Source organism: Bacillus mycoides, from assembly GCF_001757995.1.
Taxonomy (GTDB): Bacteria; Bacillota; Bacilli; order Bacillales; family Bacillaceae_G; genus Bacillus_A; species Bacillus_A mycoides_B.
Genome location: NZ_LXLV01000019.1, coordinates 78,089 through 99,896, shown reverse-complemented (window position 1 = coordinate 99,896; position 21,808 = coordinate 78,089). Strand labels below are relative to the sequence as shown.

The window sequence follows — 21,808 nt, the reverse complement described above, 5'->3', positions numbered from 1 at the left end:
GCCTCAAATTACGATTTCGGGCTATTTTTTCGAGATTGGAGTAGTTAGAACCAATGATAATGTTTATCATTCAATTTATCAATCATTAGGAGATGAATCGAAATGAATATAAAAAAATTTGCAGCAAAAGATTTAATTACAATTGGATTATATACAGTTCTCTTATTTATCGTACAGTCTATCATCATCGTAATTGCGAGTCCACTCATGGCATTTGCACCACCACTTACTCCCGCTATCGGTATGTTCTTTGGCGGCATCGTCTATATGTTAATGGCCTTGCGCGTGAGTAAAAGAGGAACACTTTTATTAATGGGGACATTAACAGGGATTTTCTTTGCCTTAATGGGAACACCTATTATTCTACCTTATTGCATTCTAACTGCTTTCATCGCTGAACTTACGTTACTTAAAGGCGACGGTTCGCAATATAGAAATCGTCATCGTCAAGCAATCGCATACGGAATTTACGGCGCTTTCTTCAGCATTGGTTCATATATAACAATTTATTTACTCGGTAGTAGTCAGTTAGAAAAGATGCGTTACTCAAAAGAAGCGATCGACGAATTAATTTATTTTGCTTATTCACCTATATGGATGACGATCGGCCTTATCTGCGGATTCATTCTATCCTTGTCTGGCTGTTACTTTGCAACAAAACTATTACAAAAACACTTTGTTAAAGCTGGCTATTTATATATGAAGGAATAATTAGGAGAGGTTTTTATGTTTGATGCTCGTTTACAATTTACTCTATTAATCATCTGTGGATTTGTAGCAATTTCCGCTACAAGCACCGGTTCACTTATGCTCGCAGCGTTTGCTATTCTTTTACTCATTTGTCAAAACCAATATCGTTTAGGATTCAAATGGTTCGTTATATACGGTTGTTTATTCTTTGCACACTATTTCATTTCAACTTATATGAATGCTTCCATTTTAAATGCGTTTTTATTAATGCTACTCATTGCCTTAAAAACTTTACCTACGTTAATTATCGCATCTGGATTATCGAAAGTCCCATCAGGGCAGCTACTAGCAAGTTTACAGAAATTAAAAATTCCCGAAAGTATTTTATTAACACTTACCGTTGCACTGCGGTTCTTTCCTATTTTACGTGCTGAATCCAAAATCATCGGAGAGAATGTGCGCATTCGTGGTATTTCATTAAAAAGCCCGAAAAATTGGCTTCGTTTAAATCAAATGTTTGAATATGCGATCATTCCTTTATTGATGAGAACGATTCGACTCGCTGATGATTTGAGTGCTTCAGCAACGACTCGTGGAATTGATGCACCTTGCAAAAAAACAAGTCACTACGCGATTGCCTTCCGTCCGAAAGATAGTATCGCTCTCTTTCTCGGTTTATGTATGTTTGGCACGCTTTGGATTTCATAAGGAGAATAGCTATGATTACACTCAAAAATGTTCAATTTGAATATCAACCTGGAAAACCCCTTTTAAAAAATATAAATGTAACGATTCATGAAGGTGAATGCGTCCTCATTACCGGACCTTCTGGATCTGGAAAAACAACTCTTGGACGAATATTAAATGGTTTAATACCAAGCTTTTATGAAGGAAACTTACAAGGTGACATCATCATTGATAGTATCCATACGAAGGATGCCCCGATATGGGAACTTAGTAAAAAAATTGGTAGCGTCTTTCAAGATCCTAAATCACAATTTTTCACCTCTATCGTTCAAGATGAACTTGCTTTCGAACTTGAAAATCATGGAATTGAAAGAACTATAATTCAGCAGCGATTACAAGATGTGTTACAACAAATGAACTTAGAGTCTATACAATACAAGCCCGTTATGAGCCTTTCTAGCGGGCAAAAACAAAAAGTAGCAATTGCCGCATCACAGCTGATTGACCCATCCCTATTTGTAATGGATGAACCTTCTGCGAATTTAGATTTACAAGCAACGAACCTTCTAAAAGAAGAATTGATTTCCTTACGAAAAAAGAATAAAACAATTGTCATTGTAGAACATCGCCTTTATTACTTAATGGATCTTGTAGATCGTATTATTTATATGGAAAATGGCGAAATCAAAAAAATCTACACGCCAAAAGAATTACTCGCTCTCTCTTGCGAGGAAATACAAGCATTAGGATTACGTTCTCCTTTTATTGAAAAAGGAAAAATGAACAACCGTACTTCTTCTTCAAAATTAGAAAAAATGCATATTGAAGACTTACACGTCCAACATAAGCGAGCAAAAAATTGGATACTGCAAAATTTAAACATTACTCTTCACGCAAATGAAGTAACTGTGTTAATCGGAAAAAATGGTGCTGGTAAAACGACGTTTGCTCGCACATTAACAGGATTAAAAAAAGAGAGTGCTGGCAACATCCACATTGATAACGTACGGATAAAAGCAAATAAACGAATGCAAAAAATTTGGTTCGTTATGCAAGATACAGTGTATCAACTATTCACCGATAGCGTTTGGAATGAAGTATTACTCAACCACCCTAACCAGGAAGAAATGGCTGAAAATGTTCTAAAAGATCTCCATCTATGGCATTTGAAAGAAAATCATCCGGCCACCCTTTCAGGTGGAGAAAAACAACGGCTCGTTCTCGCGATAGGTTTAATGAATGACGCTTCTATTTTCATACTAGATGAACCAACTTCAGGCTTAGACGGTATGAACTTACAACGTGTTATTGAAGTAATTCATCAACTCGCCAAACGTTCTTGTCACGTACTTGTCATTACCCATGATTACGAGCTCGTAGCTGGTGCTTGCCAGCGTATTATAAAATTAAGAGACGGAAAGATTACAACTGATGTTCAGGCCAATAAATTCTCTTATCGAGAACTTGTAGATTTTATGTATGAGATTGAGTAGTTTAATAAAGTGAAACTTTAATCAGTGGGGGTCTTACTGCCCGTTAATGCGGGATAGAATTAACCGATAATAGAGTACAGTACAAAAAAGGTTACCCTCAAAATAGCTACATCACTATTTCAGGGTAACCTTTTCTATTCAATCCAAAATCACTTTCACATACATCCCTCTCACCGCTTTTTCATAAGCGATATTACTCATCTGTTTTATTCTTTCTGACACAACAGACGAGTGAACGACTTTCCCTTCACGAAGTAACGGCGGATCAATAAGGCGTACTTTATTTTTCTGATATAAATCATAATCATTTCTATCTTCTTTTACTTTTACATTTGGATGAACTTTGCTTAATAAAGCACGTACTTCTGGATCTTTACATAGCTGCAATTTCGAAATTAATTCCTCATCTTCAAGAAGAAAGTCATCTGTATGAATAACCTTTTTATGTAGAGCTAACTTTAGCGTTTTAGCTAACATATCATTTCCGTAAATATTAATTGGTTTCATAAAGAAATCGATTACTTCTTTGTAATACGTTTCTGTAAACCATTCAGCCATTTCGATATTTTGAAGGACCATTTTTCCATCTACTTCGATGACATCCTCTAAAAATCTGTGAACCTCTTCTAAAGAAACATATCCATACGTATACATATCCCGTAATGTATAATCCACTCGGTCTGCACATAATTCTGGCGCGGATCTTTCAAGTAATGTCCACTTCGAATCATCTAATAAAATATCTTCATAGTTATAACCATACTTCGCAAGGATAGCTGGAATTTCTGAGTTTTTCACAACAGAGCTAAATATTTCTTCATGATAACTTTCATTTATATTATCAAAAACGTAATCAATCACATGAGAAAAAGCAGTATGCGATACGTCATGCAGTAAACCAGCAATTTGTTCTTCTACTGAACCACCAAGTTTTTTTATTAACAACATAACACCAACTGAATGATCAAAGCGCGTTACATTCCATTTCTCGTTCATTAAGTAACTTGCTCCTGCTTGATGAATTCCTTTCAGTCTTTGCACAGACTTACTTAAAATCAACTCTTCTAACACTGGATCCACTTCACATTCTCCGTATATTACATCTGTTATAACCACTTATAATCCCCCTTTATCTCAGCCGAGTCTTATAATCGTACCTCTTTTATGAAATTAGCACCAACAGAGATATTTATTGTTATTTGTTTTTATTGAAAAAAATAGAGAACCATCAGCTCTCTATTTCATAATCCTATTCAAATGTAACCTCTACCTGCACAATCTCTGACCTACTTCCAAGTCTTAGCGGTGGTCCCCAAAATCCGAATCCAGAAGAAACAATGGCGTGGAATGCACCTTTTTGTACGTATCCCCAGTCTAGTTCGTACATTCTTCTCGTCACAATATGATTCGGCGCCATTTGTCCGCGGTGCGTGTGGCCGGATAATAGTAAATCTACGCCGGCATCCGCTGCCTGCTTTAATTCAAATGGCTGGTGATCCATCGCAATAACAGGAAGCGATAAATCCACAGTACTCATTAAACTTTCAAAGCTTTGACGATCACGCTCTGTTTTATCTCTTCTTCCAATGAGATAAAAGTTATCTTCAATTGTGATCACTTCATCTAAAAGAATACGAATATCGATTTTATCCATCTCCTGCAAAAATTCCGGAACCGCTCTGCCGTAATATTCGTGGTTTCCTAACACACCGTATACGCCTAATGGAGCTTTCATTTGTTTCATAATAGGCCCCATGTTTTTTTGAATGAATACTCCTGGATGGTCATCTATAATATCACCTGGTAACAGAATAATATCAGGCTCCATTTCATTTACGTGACGGACAAGTCTTTTTAAATGAGCAACACCAGACAGTTTACCAAAATGCATATCAGAAGCCATCGCAATACGTAAACTTTTACGACCTTCTACCTTTTTCGATATGTGCACTTCGTACTTTCTTACTACCGGGCTATATGCATTAAATACTCCATACGCAAAGATAAAGATAAATGTAACTAACACGGCCGTCCCTGTCCAAATAATTGCTGTTTCTGTCTCCATTGAAAACTGTAGAAGGAAAACTGTAATATCAGCAAGCGGCAACAGCATAAGCGCATATTGTATTACCGCAAACCAAATCGAACCAATCGTTCGTAGGAATGGAAGGAACTTAAACACTTGCACGAGAATATACGCATATGAAATAAATCCGACTACAAAAGCGTAATATCCCCAAGACTCCCAGCCAAATACTGCATGAAGCCAAACCCATCCGTTCCAGCCAATGTAAAACATAAGTAGTGTGTATACAATTAACATAGTAAATATATTGAAATAACGAAGATTCTTCACAGCTAGCCCCCTTATTGATTTCTTCTATTATATCTTGTTATGCACGTTTAACGTAAATATTAAGCACTTCAAACGAACGATAATAAAGCTCTTGTATTTACTACAAAACAAAGTTACTTTTACAGATTTTCTTCGTAAAAACCTACTCCTTGTGATCCTCTTGCATTTAATCACACATTTTCTTTGTAACAACATTTTTCGCGGCATTGTTTAAAAATAACAGTACATTATCATTTCAGAAAAAGTTATTAACTTTCATCTTGGGTGAAATTGAAAAAAATCACATACAAATACGTCTATCAATAAAAACATTGATAAACACATCGCTTTAAAATTTTTAGGGACCGCTGTAATGGGGATTTTGGAATCTTACGTGTTAGAAGAAATTGATAGTGATGTTGCGTTTGTTGCGACGCAGGTTGGGGAGTTGATGAGGAGGAATATAAAAAAAATAACAAAGGAAGATTTGAAATTCAAATCTTCCTTTGTTATTTATGTTACCTGTAATATACGTTTCACTTCTACTTCTCTTAATTTACTCACCTTAGCAATTGTTTCAAATGGCAAGCCAAGCCCGTGCATTTCTTTAATCATTTGTATTTTCCCTTGTTGTATTCCGTTTTCTATTCCTTTTTCTATTCCTTTTTCTATTCCTTCTTTCATTCCCTTTTCAAACCCTTGTCTCATCCCTTCTTCCTCTGCATAAGCGAACTTCGCAGCTTCATCCATTAAAGCTTTTTCCCTTGCTTCATACGCTTCTCGGAAAGAAGAGTCTTGGCTCATTTGTTCCCATTTATCTATTGCTTTTTGTAGAATTGGATCTTGATTCATCGCAATATCCTCCAATTGTTGAGTTAAATGTTCATCTTCATTGGCCGGTAATAATAACAACCAACGAGCAAATGGATTTTCCCACGGATTAACTTTTTCTTGTCGCCACTGCTCCATCAATTTAGGTATCTCAACAACATGGACTTCTATATCATCACTAAGTAACTGATTCTGCTCCTTGTTCCATAGATTTCCTGTCGTATGAAATTCTTCATCCTCCTGAAATATAATATAATTTAATAAGTTAATGGTAATCGTTTTACGAAGTGAGCTGTATGGCATCCCTTTTTTTAATTGCGAAGTATATAACTTTCCCCAATAATACAAACTTCTTTTAATCATATTATGAGTATTATTAAACTGAATTTCTACGTTCACTTTCGTACCAGTATTTAATGTGGCTGATACGTCTAAAATCGACAATTTGTCATCCTCATATTCTCTGTGCAAATGTGGATCTTTTAGCTGTAACGATGTAATAGGTGATTCTAACGACTCTTGTAACATAGCATTTAAGAAAGTAATAAGAATATCTTCGTTACCACTCGTACCAAATAACTGTTTAAAGGCAAAATCAATCCGCAAATTTACTAATTGTTTGGACATGGCATTCCTCTCCTTATTATATCTATGACAAGTTCTCTTCTACATTGTACATACAAATATAACATTCACGCAAACAAAGAAAAGCCGCACCTACAAATACCCATATAGGTGCGGCTTCTCACTATTAAATAACAAAATCCTCCGGAATAAACACCTTCACTTCTTTCGGATGTACGTATACAAACTCACCCGTTTGAATGTTCAGCTGTCTAAACTGTTCTTTACTAATTTCTGCTTCTAAATATTCCTCTGTTCCGTCGCGTCTTAATTCCACATATACGACAGGTCCAACTGCATGTGAGTATGTTACTTTCGCCGGAATGGCGTCTATACTTTGTTTCGTACGGGCAATTGAAAGATGATGTGGTCTTACATATCCCACTCCGTCTACATTTGAAACGTGCTTATGCTCTGGTGCTTCTAGTTCCACCGACCCTACATTTAGCTTACCTTTATGAACGCGGCCATGAAATAAATTTACGTTTCCTAAAAAGTCATATACGAATGGGCTTGCTGGATTTTCATACACTTCTTCCGGCGTTCCCATTTGTTCAATACGCCCTTCATTCATTACAACGATGCGGTCTGCAACGTCTAACGCCTCCTCCTGATCATGTGTTACGAATACACTCGTAATTTGAAATTCGTCATGTAATTTCCGGAGCCATCTCCGTAATTCTTTTCGTACTTTTGCATCAAGTGCACCGAACGGTTCATCAAGTAATAAAATTTTCGGTTCGACTGCAAGTGCCCGGGCTAGTGCAATACGTTGTCGTTGTCCGCCAGATAATTGCGCTGGGTATCGTTTTGCAAAGCCATCCATTTTTACAAGTTTCAATAGTTCTGTTACTTTTTCTTCTATTGCCTCTGCTGAAGGTCTTAAGCTTTTCTTTCTTACTTTTAAACCGAAAGCGACATTTTCAAACACGTTCATATGTTTAAAAAGTGCATAATGCTGGAAGACGAAACCGACTTGCCGATTTTTCACATGAATATCTGTTAAATCTTCTCCATCAAAAGAAATCGAACCTCCATCCGCTTCTTCTAGTCCTGCAATAATTCGTAATAACGTCGTTTTTCCAGAACCTGATGGACCTAATAAAGCGACCAGTTCACCTTTTGGAATATCCAAATGAATGTCTGTCAGCGCTTGAAATGTGCCATATTGTTTTGATACATTTTGAATTTGAATGCTCACCGCAATCCCTCCTTATTGCCTTTTTTCCATTCTCCATTCAATCCAGTTTTTTATAACGAGCGTAAGAACTGCAAGTAATGACATTAAAGTCGCCACCGCAAACGCTGCTGAAAATTGATATTCATTGTACAAAATTTCAATATGAAGCGGCATCGTATTTGTAACGCCGCGCACGTGACCAGACACAACGGAAACGGCGCCGAACTCACCAATGGCGCGGGCGTTACATAGGATCATTCCGTATAAAAGACCCCATTTTATATTCGGAAGCGTAACATGCCAAAACATTTTCCATCCGCTTGCACCAAGTGACAGAGCTGCCTCTTCTTCACTTTTCCCTTGCGCCTGCATAACCGGGATTAATTCACGTGCAACGAACGGGAACGTTACGAATATCGTTGCAATGATAATACCTGGGACAGAGAAAATGAGTTTTACACCATGTTCCAATAGCCACCCACCAAAAGCAGCTCTCGGTGTAAAAAGTAAAACGAACACTAACCCCGCGATAACTGGTGATACTGCAAACGGCAATTCAATAAGTGATAATAATAGTTGCTTTCCTTTAAAGTGAAACTTTGTAATAAGCCAAGCCGCTGCTATTCCGAATATCGTATTAAGCGGCACAACGATTAATGCAACGAGAAGCGTTAACCTGATTGCTGAAAATGCTTCTGGATCTGTTACAGCGGCAATATATACATCAATTCCCCGTTCAAAAGCTTTCATAAAAATTGTCACGAGCGGGAGTAATAGAAAGAGAGATAAAAATAACATTGTTATCGTAATTAATAGAATTGGTACAAGTTTAGATTCTTTTTTAGCTGACACGCTTTTTACTATTTTCTTTTCTAATAATGTTGGTTCCATTTTCTCTCCTCCTATTCATTTCTTAGTTCATGCCTTCTACTCCAAGTTTGAATCATGTTAATAAGAAGAAGGAAAAGGAGAGAAATGATAAGCATCACAGCCGCTACTGCTGTTGCCCCTGCATAATCATATTGTTCTAGTTTCGTCATAATCATAAGTGGTGCAATTTCTGTTTTCATCGGCATATTTCCAGCTATAAAAACGACAGATCCATATTCCCCTAACGCCCGCGCAAATGCGAGTGAAAAACCAGCAAGCAGAGCTGGGAATATTTCTGGTAAAATGATTTTCACAAATATTTGAAAGCGTGACGCTCCTAAACTAGAAGCTGCTTCTTCTACTTCTTTATCAATACTTTGCAGTACTGGTTGCACCATTCGGACGACAAATGGTAAGCCAATAAACGTCAGTGCAATAATAATTCCTAGCTGGGTAAAAGCTACTTTTATATGAAACACACTAAATATTTTTCCAACCCAGCCATTTTCCGCATATAGCGTTGTAAGCGTAATACCAGCTACAGCTGTCGGCAGAGCGAACGGTAAATCAATTAATCCATCTAACAACCGTTTCCCTGGAAATGTGTATCGAACGAGTACCCAAGCAATTAATAAACCGAAAATGGCATTTACAACTGCTGCAGCAAGTGAAGTTGTGAAACTCACTTGATATGAATGCAAAACGCGCTCACTCGTTATAACCCCAGCAAACTTCTTCCAGCCTAGCTGCGAAGTTTGAATAAATACGATAGAAAGTGGTATAAGTACGAATAAACTCATATAGAGCATTGTAAATCCAAGAGATAATCCAAATCCCGGTAACACACGTTTTTTCTTCCTCATATTCCTTCACCTCATCACCCTTTAGCAGCGCGCATTATTTTTGATAAATTTTATCGAATACGCCTCCATCATTAAAATGTTTTTCTTGCGCTTTTTTCCATCCGCCAAATAGTTCATCAACTGTAAATAATTGAACTTTCGGAAATTGTGATGCGTACTTTTCTGCTATTTTTTCATTACGAGGGCGATAAAAGTTTTTCGCTGCAATTTCTTGCCCTTTTTCTGAATACAAATATTCAAGGTACCCTTCTGCTACTTTTTTCGTTCCTTTTTTATCAACTACTTTATCTACAACAGCTACTGGTGGTTCTGCTAGTATACTAATTGAAGGTGTTACAATTTCGAATTTATCTTTTCCAAGTTCTTTTTGGGATAATAACGCTTCATTTTCCCACGCAATTAACACATCACCAATTCCTTTTTCAACGAAAGTTGTCGTTGCCCCGCGTGCACCAGAATCAAGTACTTCTACGTTTTTATAAATTTGACCGACAAACTCTTTCGCTTTATCTTCACTATTGTTATACTTCTTCAGCGCATATCCCCACGCCCCTAAATAATTCCAGCGTGCTCCTCCAGATGTTTTCGGATTCGGTGTAATGACGGACACACCTTTTTTCGTTAAATCATCCCAATCTTTAATCCCTTTCGGATTGCCTTTTCGAACGAGAAATACAATGGTCGATGTGTAAGGAGTTGAATTATCCGCAAGTCGCTTCTGCCAATCTTCTGCCAACTGTTTTTTCTTACTAATCGCGTCAATATCATAAGCGAGTGCTAGTGTTACAACATCCGCTTCTAAACCGTCAATAACGGAGCGCGCCTGACTTCCAGATCCGCCGTGTGATTGTTTTACAGTTACTGTTTGGCCATGTTTCTCTTTCCAATACTTCGCAAAGTCCTTATTAAAATCTTGATATAACTCACGCGTTGGATCATATGAAACATTTAAAAGTTCAATTGGCTTCTTATCTGCACTTCCTTCAGAGCTGTTAGTGGATGTTGCCGAGCCACATCCCGACAAAAGAACAAATGCTGATAATAAAACACCTGTACTTTTCATTAATGCTGTCTTACTCCACTGTTTCATATATAAAGCCCCCTTAGTTTGTACAATAGAAAAAGGCACACAATCTATTCACAAAAGTGAACGTTGTGCGCCTTCAGTTTCTCTGATGAGCTTCTATTGTATTCTGTTTGATTTCTTTTCATTTTAATTCCGCAATTCACATGTGTCAACTCGGAATTTAAATTTATTATATAAGAAACTCCATGCATGCTAAAAATCAGTGGGAATGGAATCCCACTGATTTTAGTTTCGATTTATTTCTTTAACTTATCCGCCTTCGCAATAAATTGAGCTGCTTCTGCTCGGCTTACCGATTTATCTGGAGCCCATCCATTATCTGTTCCAGCTGAAATGCTTTCTTGAATTAAAATGTTCGCATACTTCGCGCCCCAATGGTCATTTAAATCAGCAAATTCTTTTGGTAGCTTTATATTTTCATTTCTTTCTAATTTATATGCAGTCACAAGCATAGAAGCCATTGATGCACGGTTAATTAGTCCACTCGGATTAAAGTTACCCTTGTCATCACCTTTTACAATACCTGCTTTTTCAACTGCTGCGATGTACGGTGTAGCCCAATGATTTTGTGCATCACGGAATGATGGCTTCGCATCTTTATTAATTTCTAATCCTAAAACAGTAGCTAATATTTTTGCCGCTGAACCACGATCGATATTTTCAGCTGGAGCAAATGTACCATCTGGTTTACCGTGTACTGCTTCTTTATCTACTAAATATTGAACTGACTCTTGTGCCCAAGTCGGTACATCGGAGAATTTAGATTTCTTTTCAATCGCACTCGCATCGATTTCAAACTGTACTTGATATTTATGGTCATATTTAATTGCTGGAATTAATATATGCATTTGCATATTATATTTTTTCGAGAACTCATCGATTTCAAATTGAACTACTTTCGTACCGTTATTTGCTTTATCTTCAGAAATCACTTTTACATCATGGAATGTCCCTACTTTATTTGTATCTTCTACTCTAAGATACTGGAAATAGCTACTATCTTGAACTGTTAACGTAACGATTTTCTTATCACCTTGAATGGTTACTTTAGCATTTTTTAAATATGTAGAAGCAACTGATGTATCATTTGTTTGATCTTTATAAGTCTTGAAAATAACGTCATATGTGCCATCTGCTAGTTTGCTAGCTGCTTTTATTTCTACTGCCGCTTCTGCTTTCGCAATCGGTGCCATAATACCACTAAATGGAACTGCTAAAGTTGCTGCTATAACGAACGCATTAACATATTTTTTCTTAATCATTATCAACATGACATCTCCTTTTATATGAATATACCCAACATAACCATCATATTGATAATGATTATCAATGTCAAATAAAAATAATAATATTATTTCCTACATAAGTACGCTTTTCGCTCGTTTTTAAAAAGTAAGTAATGGGCCGTATGAACTTTCCTTTCTAAATAATCGATAGAATACGTGCTTGATGGATCGACTAAATCACCTATCGCACCTGAAAGATGATCAATGACTTGCTGCAAGATTTCTAAGTTTTTCTTCTCATTTTCAGCGTTCATTTCATCCATAATGTCACAAATAAGATATTGAACTCTCCGCAAACGTAATTCCTTCTGCTCCACGTATATCTCCTCCCTTTTGGTCATATTACGGTTTAAATATATGGCATCATAGCTTAGCCAATGCTAAAAAATACAAAGGCAACCACCTTGTTAAAGATGGTTGCCCCATTTTTATACTTGCAATGCCTTCTCTCTCAAAGCTCTTCTTAACAACTTACCAGTTGTATTCTTCGGCAATTCTGTTAAAAACTCAATGCTCATTGGCACTTTATATTTCGCTAAATGTAACGTGCAGTAATGCATAAGCTCTTCTTCTGTTACGCTCGTTTGTTTCAGAACGACGTAAGCTCGCACTGCTTCTCCTAAGTTTTCGTCAGGAACACCGATTACGACAACTTCTGCTACCGAATCATGAGTATATAATACTTCCTCTACTTCACGAGGATATACGTTATAACCGCCAACTAGGACGATATCTTTTTTACGATCAACGATATAGAAGTAACCTTCTTCATCCATTTTCGCTAAGTCACCTGTATACAGCCAGCCATCTTTTAGTGTCGCCGCAGTATCTTCTGGCGCATTGTAGTAACCCTTCATAACGTTAGGTCCGCGAACAATTAACTCCCCAACTGCACCAACAGGTACTTCTTCACCAAGTTCATTCACAATTTTATTTTCTACGTGCCAAATATTTGTACCGATTGATCCTGGTTTACGAGGACGGTCTAACGGGTTAAAACAAGTAACTGGTGATGCTTCTGATAAACCGTATCCTTCTGAAACGATTACACCAAAACGTTTTTCAAAGTTTTGCAGAAGAGCAACAGGCATTGACGCACCACCTGAAATACAAAGACGAAGTGTCTTCACATCTTCTGCGCTTGCTTCTTCAAATAAATATAAGTAATTATACATCGTTGGTACACCAGCAAAAATCGTTGGTTCATATGTACGACAAATACGGAATACTTCTTTCGGACTAAACTTCGGTAACATTAAAATTGTCGCACCATTAACAATCGGCGCATTTACTGCGACTGTTAAACAGAACACATGGAACATCGGCAACGCCGCAACGACGCGATCATCGGCAGTATATTGTAAATATGATGCAACATCGCTAGCGTTACTATATAAATTTTTATGTGTTAACATTGCACCTTTTGGTTTTCCAGTTGTGCCTGAAGTGTAGAGGATAACCGCTACATCTTCTTCATCTAGTTCCGGACCTTCGTAAGTTGCATCTCCAGTTCCTACAAAACTAGTAAACGTTTTCATTTTTTCGGTTTCTATATGATTAAAATCTGATGAGGTTTCGCATATGATGATATTTTCAAGTGAAGGAAGTCTTGTTGTAAGAGATTGTATAACAGGTAGAAGGACGTCGAGTACGATGATTGTTTTTACATCTCCATTTTGTAAAATATAATGTATTTCGTCTGCTGTATAAATTGGATTAATCGGAATGACAGTTGCTCCGGCTTTCATTGTTCCGTATAAACCTACTAAAAAATGTGGTGAATTGCCTACAGCTAATGCGACATTGTCCCCTTTTCCAATGCCCATTTTTGCTAAATTGCTAGAAAACCTAGTGACTACTTTGTTTAATTGGTCATACGAGACCGACTGATCCATAAATATGTACGCCGGTTTATCCCCCTTCTTTTTTGCCGTTTCAGCCAAAGATTGAACGAGATTCACACAAATCCCACCTTTATAAAATTTAGAATATTTAAAAATTCTAAATTAATTATATTAAAAGAAAATTAAAGTGGCAAGTAATATTCTATTAACTGCATATACACGGAGTACTTCCTATTGAATAACTTTGAAAAAATAAGGTGATTCCACTTGCCAGCAAATTATTAAACTAAGACAGAAATCATTTTAAGATAATATGCACTCATCTTTTCTCTAAGTTTATCAAGTTCCTCTTTATTTAAACTCGTATACTCTCCATACAAGTTGATCGCGTCCGCTCCATTTTCATGAAAGTACACTGTAACATATAATGACGGTAATCCTTTATTGTTTTCATTTATTTCAAAGACGACATCTGGAGTTTTACCAACCACACTAAACGTTTCGTTTCTAACCCACTTCTTATTTTGAAAAATGGTCTGTATGTCATTTATCTTTCGTTCGCTATCTGTATGTGTAAAATATATGACATTATCCTGCGCTGGTTTTCCAATAGACAAATTTATCTCATTTGAAGGAGTTTCATCGTTGCATGCTGTCATTCCGAAGACGAAGCTAAGCAATAATACAACGTACATTACTCTTTTCATTTCGATCCGCCTCCTTTTATTATGTATATTCCTTTATAAGGGGCAGGTTTCCTGAAAGTATAAGTTTTGTGGAAGCTTTTTGTGATAAGTGAAATTATATCAGCCGCAACTCGAAACCAAAACTGACAATCCACACAAAAAGAAAGAGGCTGCCCTTTATGACAGCCTCCCTCATTTTTAGAAGAATAAATGTAAGAAATCTTCTGTTGTAATATTACCGAAGTAGCGTGCAATATCTACGCCTTCTAAAGCTACAGCGAATGCATCTTTATCAAACTGTACGCCTGTTAGACGTTCTTCAATGTCATGAACATCTAGTGAACCGAAGAAGTCACCGTAAACTTTACATTCTGTTACTGTTCCTTTTTTCACTTCTAGACGAACGTCAACTTGTCCAACTGGGAAGCGGTGTGAATGTTGTAAGTTGAACTTCGGAGATTTTCCGTAGTTCCAGTCCCAATTGCGGTAGCGCTCTTCAGAAAGTTTATGGATTTCTTTCCAATCCTCTTCTGTTAATTCGTACGTTGGAATTTCTGTTTCTCCTTCGAAAATTGTTTCTAGAAGAAGTTGTCTAAACTCTTCTGTCGTCATTTTTTCGTTTAAGAACTCTGTAATATTCGCAACGCGGCTACGGATTGATTTAATTCCTTTTGATTGAATCTTATCCATTTTCACTTTTAGTGCTGATACAACGTGATCGATTTCAGAGTCAAATAGTAACGTACCGTGACTGAACATACGGCCTTTCGTTGAGAACTGCGCGTTACCTGAAATTTTTCTTCCTTCAGCTAAAATGTCGTTACGACCACTTAGTTCTGCATTTACGCCTAATTTACCAAGCGCTTTCGTTACAGGTTCTGTGAATTTTTTAAAGTTGCTGAAACTGTCTCCATCATCTTTCGTAATAAAGCTGAAGTTTAAGTTTCCTAAATCATGATATACTGCGCCTCCGCCTGATAGACGACGAACAACGTGAATACCTTGTTCTTTTACATAATCTGCATTAATTTCTTCTACTGTGTTTTGGTTTTTACCAATAATAATCGAAGGTTCATTAATGTAGAACAGTAAATATGTTTCGTTAATATCTAAATTCTTCACACAATATTCTTCAATGGCTAAGTTTATCGTAGGATCTGTAATCCCTTTATTATCAATAAATAACATCATATCACCTCATGAATTCCAGATGTAACCACTATGCGCTAGCGTAATGTGGCCACTGAAAATTTGTTTTACTTCTGTTACTAAATCAGATGGATTGCCTGTATGCGGTAAGTGCGTTAATAAAAGTTCTTTTACATTCGCAGTTTTCGCAATACTTGCTACTTCTGTACTATTCATATGCCCTGCTTTTGCCGCTTCTTGATGTGCATACATATTACACTCACAAATGAAAAGATCAGCATCTTTCGTGAATGGAATAAATTCAGGAATATAACTTGAATCTGCACTGTATACAATTACTTCATCGCCGGCTGTAATACGCATCGCAAAGCATGTAACAGGATGAACAGTTTTTAAAAATGAAATCGAAAACGGTCCAACTTGAAGTGTTTCTTCTGGATTGTATGCGATTCCTTTCGTGTGTGGTTCATGCGTTAAAGAATGGAATCCATTCTCATCAAACGTATGACCGTATATCGGTAACTCCGGTAGTTGTCCCTTTGTCGCACTCGTAATTAATCTCGCATATTGCAACACCCCAATGTCTGCAACATGATCGTGATGATAGTGCGACAATACAACTGCATCTATATCAGATGGTGTTATATATTTTTGAAGCTGTGCTAGTACACCACTACCACAGTCTACAAGTAAACGAAAACCATCGTGTTCAAACAAATACCCCGACGTTGCTTCTCCCGCTTCTGGAAAGCCGCCCCAAAAGCCGACAACAGTCATTTTCATATGTATCCATCCTTTCTAAAACCGAGTAACAATGCAGTTTTTCTCCGTACTTGAGAAAGTTTTTTACCTACATCCTACATTGTTAACTATAATCCATTTCCTAAACTTTTTCATTAATTTTCAATTTTGTTATAAAACAGTTATTGACTTTTATTTTTTGTACTAATACAATGATAGTAAGAAATGGAAATGGAGGGATTGACATGATCGATCAACCAATGGAGTTTTTCAGAAATTTACCGACGAAAACTTGTGCACACTGCGGGAAAGAAATTGATGAGCAACACGAAGCATACCATAACAAATGTGACGATTGCGTTCACGAAGAATAGTAGTTTGTGAACATAAAAAAACCTAGCAGACATAGTCTACTAGGCTAATAACATCGTATCCTTCATCGTTGAACCTTTCACCAAGAGCTCCAGTTCAAACTCATACAATTCTTTTTGTCGATAATTTTTCGTATGGATTTTATCCATCATTAAGTCGACAACTTTTCGGGCCATCTCGTCGATTGGCTGTTCAATTGTCGTAATACCTGGCTCTGTAATCTGCGCTAAAATTTGATTATCAAAACCGATCACAGCGAGATCTTCTGGAATACTCCAACCATGGCGTTTCGCCTCTGAAATAATTCCAGCTGCAACCTCGTCGCCTCCTGCCAAAATCGCGGTAGGATTTTTTTTGTCCTTTAATACTTCATTGAATATTCGTTTTCCATCATCCCAAGAGAAAGCGTTTTCAAGAAAATCGATCGCTTCCACTTCTCTACTCTTTTCAGTAATAGCGCGTAAAAAGCCCATTTTTCGCTGTTGGCTAACAACTTTGGTTTCGTTACCACGGCAAAAAATAAGATTACGATATCCCTGTTCTAATACATGATTGGCAGCTATGTATGCACCTTGCGCATGATCGAACTTCACTGTTGGAACATTTGCTTCCTCAATATATTCATTACATAACACGATTGGACCGTGTTGCAAGTATGGCTCCACATTCTCCCATGGATTTTCTAGTGAACATAGAATAATCCCATCTACTTGTTTCGTAGATAATAATTGTAAATACTCCATCTCTTTTTCCGGTAAATATCTTGTTTGACAAATAATCAGTTTATATTTATGTTCAGAAGCAGCAATCTCGATTGCTTCAATAAATCTACTAAAAAAAGGATTTGTAATCCTTGGAACAAGCACCGCAATTGTTTCTGTTTTTTGTTTACGAAGCCTTCTCGCCGCAGAATTAGGAACGAAGCCTAAATGCTTCATTGCTAATTGAACCCTTTTTTTCTTCTCATCTGAAACATATGGATGATTATTAATCACCCTAGAAACCGTTGTCCTTGATAACCCCGCTAATTTCGCCACGTCCTCGATAGTCGACACGAAATTTCCCCCTTTGCATGAAAACGTTTTCTTATCCTGATTATATAGTATATTATTGGAAACTGCAATACAGGTTCTTATGATTTTACTATATTAATATTATACATAGGGAAAAGTCTGTTAACTGCAGGAAATTACACACTACTTTTAGAATTTCACAATAAGAATATTTATAAAATAAAGGATGATATTTCATGAATCGGACGGATCGTTTATTAGCTATATTAATTGAATTACAAAGAAAACAAACCGTTACAGCACAAAGCTTAGCTGAAAAATTTGAAACAAGTATACGCACTATTTATCGAGATATGGACGCACTCAGCGAATCCGGCGTTCCCATTTTTTCAATGCCTGGTCACGGCTATTCATTAATGGATGGTTATTTCTTACCACCCATTCAGCTTACGCCAGAAGAGGCCGTTACTCTTTTATTGGGCGGTGATTATATTGAGAAAGCTTTCACCTCTTCTTTTTCTGTACATGCGCAATCAGCAAAAGAGAAACTTGAGATAGTCCTCCCTACTGATCAACAAAAGAAAATTGAGGAATTGCGAGGAACTTTCCGTTTCCTTTCTCCTATATTTTCAAACCAGCAAGCCGAGCAAGAAAAACTAGAGAGCCAACTTTTCTTGTTACAAGAAGCTATTCAAAGAGAGCAATCTATCTCTTTTTCGTATCGTAAACCGAGAGAAACTACAAAAACAAAACGTACCGTTCATCCTTACGGTTTAGTCAACATTTCAGGAATTTGGTACATCGTTGCTCACTGTTTACTACGAAAACAAATACGTAATTTTCGCTTAGACCGTATGGATACATTACTGCAAGAACAAGAATTTTTTACAAAACCGAAGGACTTTTCTTTACAAGACTATCAACCTGAAAACAATCGAACTGTTACGATCCATTTATTATTCCCAGCACATATTGCACATAAAATTGTTGAATCACGATACTTTTTTATAGATTCATACGAGCATAAAGATAATGGTTTTCATGTCTTTTTGAAATCAAGAAGTATAGATGAAGTATTTCAATGGGTATTAAGCTGGGGGAGCCAAGTGCAAGTACTAGAGCCAACAATTCTTTCTGAGAAAATCCGTGATGAAGCGAAAAAAATGTTAAAACTTTAATTTTTCCATTTCCCTACTGACATAATGTTGTCAGTAGCCCTCCCTTATAGTAGATATTAACAAATACATTTTCATAAAAAGGAGCTAATAATATGAACAGTACCGTTATGTTAGAGAAATTTGAAAGTTTAGCAACGTATTATGTGAAGGAATTAGACAAATATACGATTGAACAATTTAGACAAAAACCTTCTGAAGAAGAATGGTCGCTCGGTCAAATGTATAACCATCTGCTAGCTGCTACATATATGCAGTTAGATGCAATCGCGAAATGTAGAACTGAAGTGCCCTCTGTAGCTAACAAAAAAACGGATATGGGTGAAAAAGTATATACAATGGGTGCTTTCCCTCCTATACAAATAAAAATACCGAATCGACCTGGATACACACCTGAAAATCCATCAAGCAAAGAAGAGATACAGGAGCGTTTTCTAAAATTAATTACAGCTGTAAAAAACATTGAACCAATACTTGCTTCTATTCCAAATGATTGTAAAGTGGAGCATCCTGGACTTGGGTACTTAAATGCAGTAGAATGGTTCCAGCTTATTTCTATGCATTTCGCTCATCATCTTCGTCAGAAAGATCGGCTGGAACTTAAGGTTTGCTCAGTGTAAACATTTCCACTACAAAGAGACTGCCAATATTGGCAGTCTCTTCACTAAAATATTCACTAACTATGCGATTACTCAGAAAATCCCGTATCCACGCATGTTGCTTACTACTAACAGAACATCCCTCTTTTTATTCAATATAAAAACCCATCAATACATCGTCTCCATATGATCCATCTTCATATTTAATTTGCTTTCTTTGTCTTCCTTCTTCTACAAAGCCAATACGTTTGTACACTTTAATTGCCCTATCATTAATAGAAACTACACCTAAGCAAATTTTCTCTAAACCTTTCTGCCCTTTAGCCCAGCTAATAAGAAATTCAATTAGCTTCATACCAATGCCTTGATTACAGTAAGCCTCTCTAATCCCCATTCCCATTGTACCTGCATGTCGTAAGCGTTCTAGTTCATAGCGATTGAAAAGTAAAAAGCCGACCACCTTATTATCTACTTCATAAACTATGTAAAGATTACCTTTTTCCTTACTCTTCCGTATCTTGTCTCTTTCTAAATCAATATCATTTGGTACTTTATTTGGAGATACTATAAAAAACTTTGTAGTAGTTTCCGATAATATAATTTCTTTTCTAATATCCATAATTGATTCCGCATCAACCTCTATTGCTAATCGTATCACCGAATCACCTCTTACCTTTTTCTTAAAAGACTAATACTGAATCTATCAAACTAAGAACATCTAAAACGCTCAATATGCAACATTACATATTGAGAATCTTTTCACTTTTGATACAATATCCTTACATCTATATAAAGGGAATGTATACAATGAATCCAATTTTAACAGCTGCAAAACAACTATTATATAAAGACGAAGTTATTGTCTCTACTTTAAAATGTTCACTTACTGACTATATTAATATGCATAAAGTCCCGTATCCAGGTATGTTATTTGCTACTAACAGAAGACTTCTCTTTTTGGGCCAACATAAAAATACATTAATTGCCGAATTTGAGTATAAAAAAATTCTATCTATAGAAACGAAGAGAAGAATCTTTGACAAAAAAATAATATTTTATTATGAAGATGAATATATAACGTTGGGATACATTACAAGTTCAAATATTGAAGAGTTCATAGACTTACTACAAAGAAAAATGCAAGACTAGCGCGAGATACTAATCAGTGGGGATACCCCGCTGATTCATTATTTTAATTCCTCCCACTTCGTCCATACTTCTCTCCCATTTATACGGTACATATTATCCTCTCGATCCATAAATCCATGCACTATGAATTCTCGTCTAATCGTACAAAAATCATCATGATATTGTTTTATGAATGTATTAATTTCTTTTTCTGTATATTGATTTTCAGCGTTTAACTTGCTAACTAAATGCTCTAACAATACTAGTTTTTTCTTCTTTTGACCTGGAATCGATTTTAAACGATCCTCTTTATCTAAAAAGTTACGAATGGTCGTATCCCTGAATTTCATTTCGCTTTCAGTCATTTTGTTATCCTCCATCAATTTTGATGTAATAAAACTTTATTGTTTGTCCTTACCATTTTTCTTTATTCTTTCACTTACAACATCCATAAAGTAATAGCCACTAATTAGCACATAGTAGAATAAAAGTATTCCAAATGTATCTTTCATACTTGTATATTCCTCTTTATGAAACAAGATAGGTGAAAGGGCGTAAACAAGAAAGATTATTAGCGGATTTACAATAAAATAATAAGTAAGATTTCCTTTCATCATATCAACTCCCATGTAATATACTTCTGTTCAAATGGTTGCAATTCCTGTCCTTTTATTTAGCCTACACATGAAATATGGTAAAATCAAGGAGAAGGAGGGATACAAATGACATTTCACTCTAAAATGGATACATTCTTCTTGTCTATCATCAGTTTCGCTATTTTCACCACTGGCGCTGTAACAATACTTCCTCTCATATTTGATGATGAAGCTACTACAACAGATGCATACATTCTACTATCTATTTTCTTTATATCTTCTGGCTTCCTATTATGGTGCTCCTTTTCTATTACATATACATTCTATGAAGATTACTTATTCGTGAAAGGTGGCCCATTTCGAAGTAAAATTCCGTACGGCCATATAACGAATATCTCGAAAACAGATAACATTTTAATTGGATACCGTATTCTCTCTTCAAAAGATTGTTATGAAATCTTTTATACGTCAGGAGCTTTAGGAAGTGTAAAAATCTCACCGAAAGATCCTGAAAGATTCATATCCGAACTACAGAAAAGATGCCCTGCATTACAATAAA

General features: G+C 36.3%; 25 protein-coding genes and 1 pseudogene. 9 read left to right on the top strand and 17 right to left on the bottom strand.

The genetic code is table 11. From position 1 onward, the window contains the following. Window positions 1-102 precede the first annotated feature (102 nt). The 3 genes from BWGOE10_RS05400 to BWGOE10_RS05390 are packed head-to-tail and all read left to right on the top strand — an operon-like array spanning window position 103 to window position 2,870. Window positions 103-711, top strand: a complete 609-nt coding sequence (locus BWGOE10_RS05400; protein ID WP_070141226.1) for an MptD family putative ECF transporter S component — start codon at window positions 103-105, stop codon at window positions 709-711. 15 nt (window positions 712-726) lie between these two features. Beyond that, on the top strand, window positions 727-1,398 hold the full coding sequence (locus tag BWGOE10_RS05395; protein ID WP_081338081.1) for an energy-coupling factor transporter transmembrane component T: 672 nt from the start codon (window positions 727-729) through the stop codon (window positions 1,396-1,398). Between the two features lie 11 nt (window positions 1,399-1,409). After that, complete coding sequence (locus BWGOE10_RS05390) at window positions 1,410-2,870, top strand: ABC transporter ATP-binding protein (protein WP_070141225.1); 1,461 nt, start codon at window positions 1,410-1,412, stop codon at window positions 2,868-2,870. A gap of 138 nt (window positions 2,871-3,008) precedes the next feature. On the opposite strand, the gene BWGOE10_RS05385 is transcribed toward BWGOE10_RS05390, so the two are convergent. Together BWGOE10_RS05385 and BWGOE10_RS05380 are read right to left on the bottom strand one after the other, a co-directional pair. Next, window positions 3,009-3,986, bottom strand: a complete 978-nt coding sequence (locus BWGOE10_RS05385) for an HD domain-containing protein (RefSeq protein ID WP_070141224.1) — start codon at window positions 3,984-3,986, stop codon at window positions 3,009-3,011. A 133-nt stretch (window positions 3,987-4,119) separates the two neighbouring features. Next, window positions 4,120-5,226 carry a metallophosphoesterase gene (locus tag BWGOE10_RS05380; protein WP_070141223.1) on the bottom strand — a complete coding sequence of 369 codons (1,107 nt, stop codon included), beginning with the start codon at window positions 5,224-5,226 and terminating at the stop codon, window positions 4,120-4,122. A gap of 194 nt (window positions 5,227-5,420) precedes the next feature. Between BWGOE10_RS05380 and BWGOE10_RS33255 the strand changes: the two are divergent. Further along, window positions 5,421-5,671 (top strand): annotated as a pseudogene (locus tag BWGOE10_RS33255) (TetR/AcrR family transcriptional regulator); the annotation flags it as partial. A gap of 47 nt (window positions 5,672-5,718) precedes the next feature. On the opposite strand, the gene BWGOE10_RS05375 reads toward BWGOE10_RS33255, so the two are convergent. From BWGOE10_RS05375 to BWGOE10_RS05325, 11 genes are all read right to left on the bottom strand, one after another. After that, window positions 5,719-6,663, bottom strand: coding sequence for an Rpn family recombination-promoting nuclease/putative transposase (locus BWGOE10_RS05375; protein ID WP_070141222.1), 945 nt, complete (start codon window positions 6,661-6,663; stop codon window positions 5,719-5,721). 124 nt (window positions 6,664-6,787) lie between these two features. Then, the gene (locus BWGOE10_RS05370; protein ID WP_070141221.1) at window positions 6,788-7,861 is read right to left on the bottom strand and encodes a sulfate/molybdate ABC transporter ATP-binding protein; all 1,074 of its coding nucleotides are present in this window, start codon (window positions 7,859-7,861) and stop codon (window positions 6,788-6,790) included. 12 nt (window positions 7,862-7,873) lie between these two features. After that, window positions 7,874-8,731 (bottom strand): sulfate ABC transporter permease subunit CysW, encoded by an 858-nt coding sequence (gene cysW, locus BWGOE10_RS05365; protein ID WP_070141220.1) that lies wholly within the window; start codon window positions 8,729-8,731, stop codon window positions 7,874-7,876. An 11-nt stretch (window positions 8,732-8,742) separates the two neighbouring features. Next, window positions 8,743-9,573: a sulfate ABC transporter permease subunit CysT gene (cysT, locus tag BWGOE10_RS05360; RefSeq protein ID WP_070141219.1), complete on the bottom strand. Its 831-nt coding sequence runs from the start codon at window positions 9,571-9,573 to the stop codon at window positions 8,743-8,745. Window positions 9,574-9,607: 34 nt separating this feature from the next. Further along, window positions 9,608-10,663, bottom strand: a complete 1,056-nt coding sequence (locus tag BWGOE10_RS05355) for a sulfate ABC transporter substrate-binding protein (protein WP_070141218.1) — start codon at window positions 10,661-10,663, stop codon at window positions 9,608-9,610. Window positions 10,664-10,896: 233 nt separating this feature from the next. Then, window positions 10,897-11,928 (bottom strand): S-layer homology domain-containing protein, encoded by a 1,032-nt coding sequence (locus BWGOE10_RS05350; protein ID WP_171903100.1) that lies wholly within the window; start codon window positions 11,926-11,928, stop codon window positions 10,897-10,899. An 83-nt stretch (window positions 11,929-12,011) separates the two neighbouring features. Continuing rightward, on the bottom strand, window positions 12,012-12,263 hold the full coding sequence (locus BWGOE10_RS05345; protein ID WP_070141216.1) for a hypothetical protein: 252 nt from the start codon (window positions 12,261-12,263) through the stop codon (window positions 12,012-12,014). A 111-nt stretch (window positions 12,264-12,374) separates the two neighbouring features. Continuing rightward, on the bottom strand, window positions 12,375-13,907 hold the full coding sequence (locus BWGOE10_RS05340) for a fatty acid--CoA ligase family protein (RefSeq protein WP_070141215.1): 1,533 nt from the start codon (window positions 13,905-13,907) through the stop codon (window positions 12,375-12,377). A gap of 164 nt (window positions 13,908-14,071) precedes the next feature. Continuing rightward, window positions 14,072-14,497 (bottom strand): hypothetical protein, encoded by a 426-nt coding sequence (locus BWGOE10_RS05335; RefSeq protein WP_070141214.1) that lies wholly within the window; start codon window positions 14,495-14,497, stop codon window positions 14,072-14,074. Between the two features lie 177 nt (window positions 14,498-14,674). Continuing rightward, entirely contained in the window at window positions 14,675-15,664 is a 990-nt protein-coding gene (locus BWGOE10_RS05330) for a lipoate--protein ligase (protein WP_070141213.1), read from the bottom strand. Window positions 15,665-15,673: 9 nt separating this feature from the next. Then, a complete protein-coding gene (locus tag BWGOE10_RS05325) occupies window positions 15,674-16,408 on the bottom strand; it encodes an MBL fold metallo-hydrolase (RefSeq protein WP_070141212.1) in 735 nt (244 codons plus the stop codon). A 203-nt stretch (window positions 16,409-16,611) separates the two neighbouring features. Between BWGOE10_RS05325 and yhfH the strand changes: the two genes are divergently transcribed. Continuing rightward, window positions 16,612-16,740 (top strand): protein YhfH, encoded by a 129-nt coding sequence (gene yhfH / locus BWGOE10_RS05320; RefSeq protein ID WP_000567010.1) that lies wholly within the window; start codon window positions 16,612-16,614, stop codon window positions 16,738-16,740. A 39-nt stretch (window positions 16,741-16,779) separates the two neighbouring features. Here yhfH and BWGOE10_RS05315 read toward each other — a convergent pair whose 3' ends face one another. Beyond that, window positions 16,780-17,793, bottom strand: a complete 1,014-nt coding sequence (locus BWGOE10_RS05315; protein WP_002087115.1) for a LacI family DNA-binding transcriptional regulator — start codon at window positions 17,791-17,793, stop codon at window positions 16,780-16,782. A 194-nt stretch (window positions 17,794-17,987) separates the two neighbouring features. Here BWGOE10_RS05315 and BWGOE10_RS05310 point away from each other — a divergent pair, with 194 nt between their 5' ends. Continuing rightward, entirely contained in the window at window positions 17,988-18,929 is a 942-nt protein-coding gene (locus BWGOE10_RS05310; RefSeq protein WP_070141211.1) for a helix-turn-helix transcriptional regulator, read from the top strand. Between the two features lie 92 nt (window positions 18,930-19,021). Then, window positions 19,022-19,546 carry a DinB family protein gene (locus tag BWGOE10_RS05305; RefSeq protein ID WP_070141210.1) on the top strand — a complete coding sequence of 175 codons (525 nt, stop codon included), beginning with the start codon at window positions 19,022-19,024 and terminating at the stop codon, window positions 19,544-19,546. A gap of 127 nt (window positions 19,547-19,673) precedes the next feature. On the opposite strand, the gene BWGOE10_RS05300 is transcribed toward BWGOE10_RS05305, so the two are convergent. After that, window positions 19,674-20,183 (bottom strand): GNAT family N-acetyltransferase, encoded by a 510-nt coding sequence (locus BWGOE10_RS05300; RefSeq protein WP_070141209.1) that lies wholly within the window; start codon window positions 20,181-20,183, stop codon window positions 19,674-19,676. 149 nt (window positions 20,184-20,332) lie between these two features. Here BWGOE10_RS05300 and BWGOE10_RS05295 point away from each other — a divergent pair, with 149 nt between their 5' ends. Then, on the top strand, window positions 20,333-20,674 hold the full coding sequence (locus tag BWGOE10_RS05295) for a PH domain-containing protein (RefSeq protein ID WP_070141208.1): 342 nt from the start codon (window positions 20,333-20,335) through the stop codon (window positions 20,672-20,674). 38 nt (window positions 20,675-20,712) lie between these two features. On the opposite strand, the gene BWGOE10_RS05290 is transcribed toward BWGOE10_RS05295, so the two are convergent. Together BWGOE10_RS05290 and BWGOE10_RS05285 are read right to left on the bottom strand one after the other, a co-directional pair. Continuing rightward, window positions 20,713-21,018 (bottom strand): DUF2087 domain-containing protein, encoded by a 306-nt coding sequence (locus BWGOE10_RS05290; protein WP_070141207.1) that lies wholly within the window; start codon window positions 21,016-21,018, stop codon window positions 20,713-20,715. A gap of 36 nt (window positions 21,019-21,054) precedes the next feature. Then, complete coding sequence (locus tag BWGOE10_RS05285) at window positions 21,055-21,270, bottom strand: hypothetical protein (RefSeq protein WP_070141428.1); 216 nt, start codon at window positions 21,268-21,270, stop codon at window positions 21,055-21,057. A 105-nt stretch (window positions 21,271-21,375) separates the two neighbouring features. Here BWGOE10_RS05285 and BWGOE10_RS05280 point away from each other — a divergent pair, with 105 nt between their 5' ends. After that, window positions 21,376-21,807, top strand: coding sequence for a PH domain-containing protein (locus tag BWGOE10_RS05280; protein ID WP_070141206.1), 432 nt, complete (start codon window positions 21,376-21,378; stop codon window positions 21,805-21,807). Window position 21,808 lies beyond the last annotated feature (1 nt).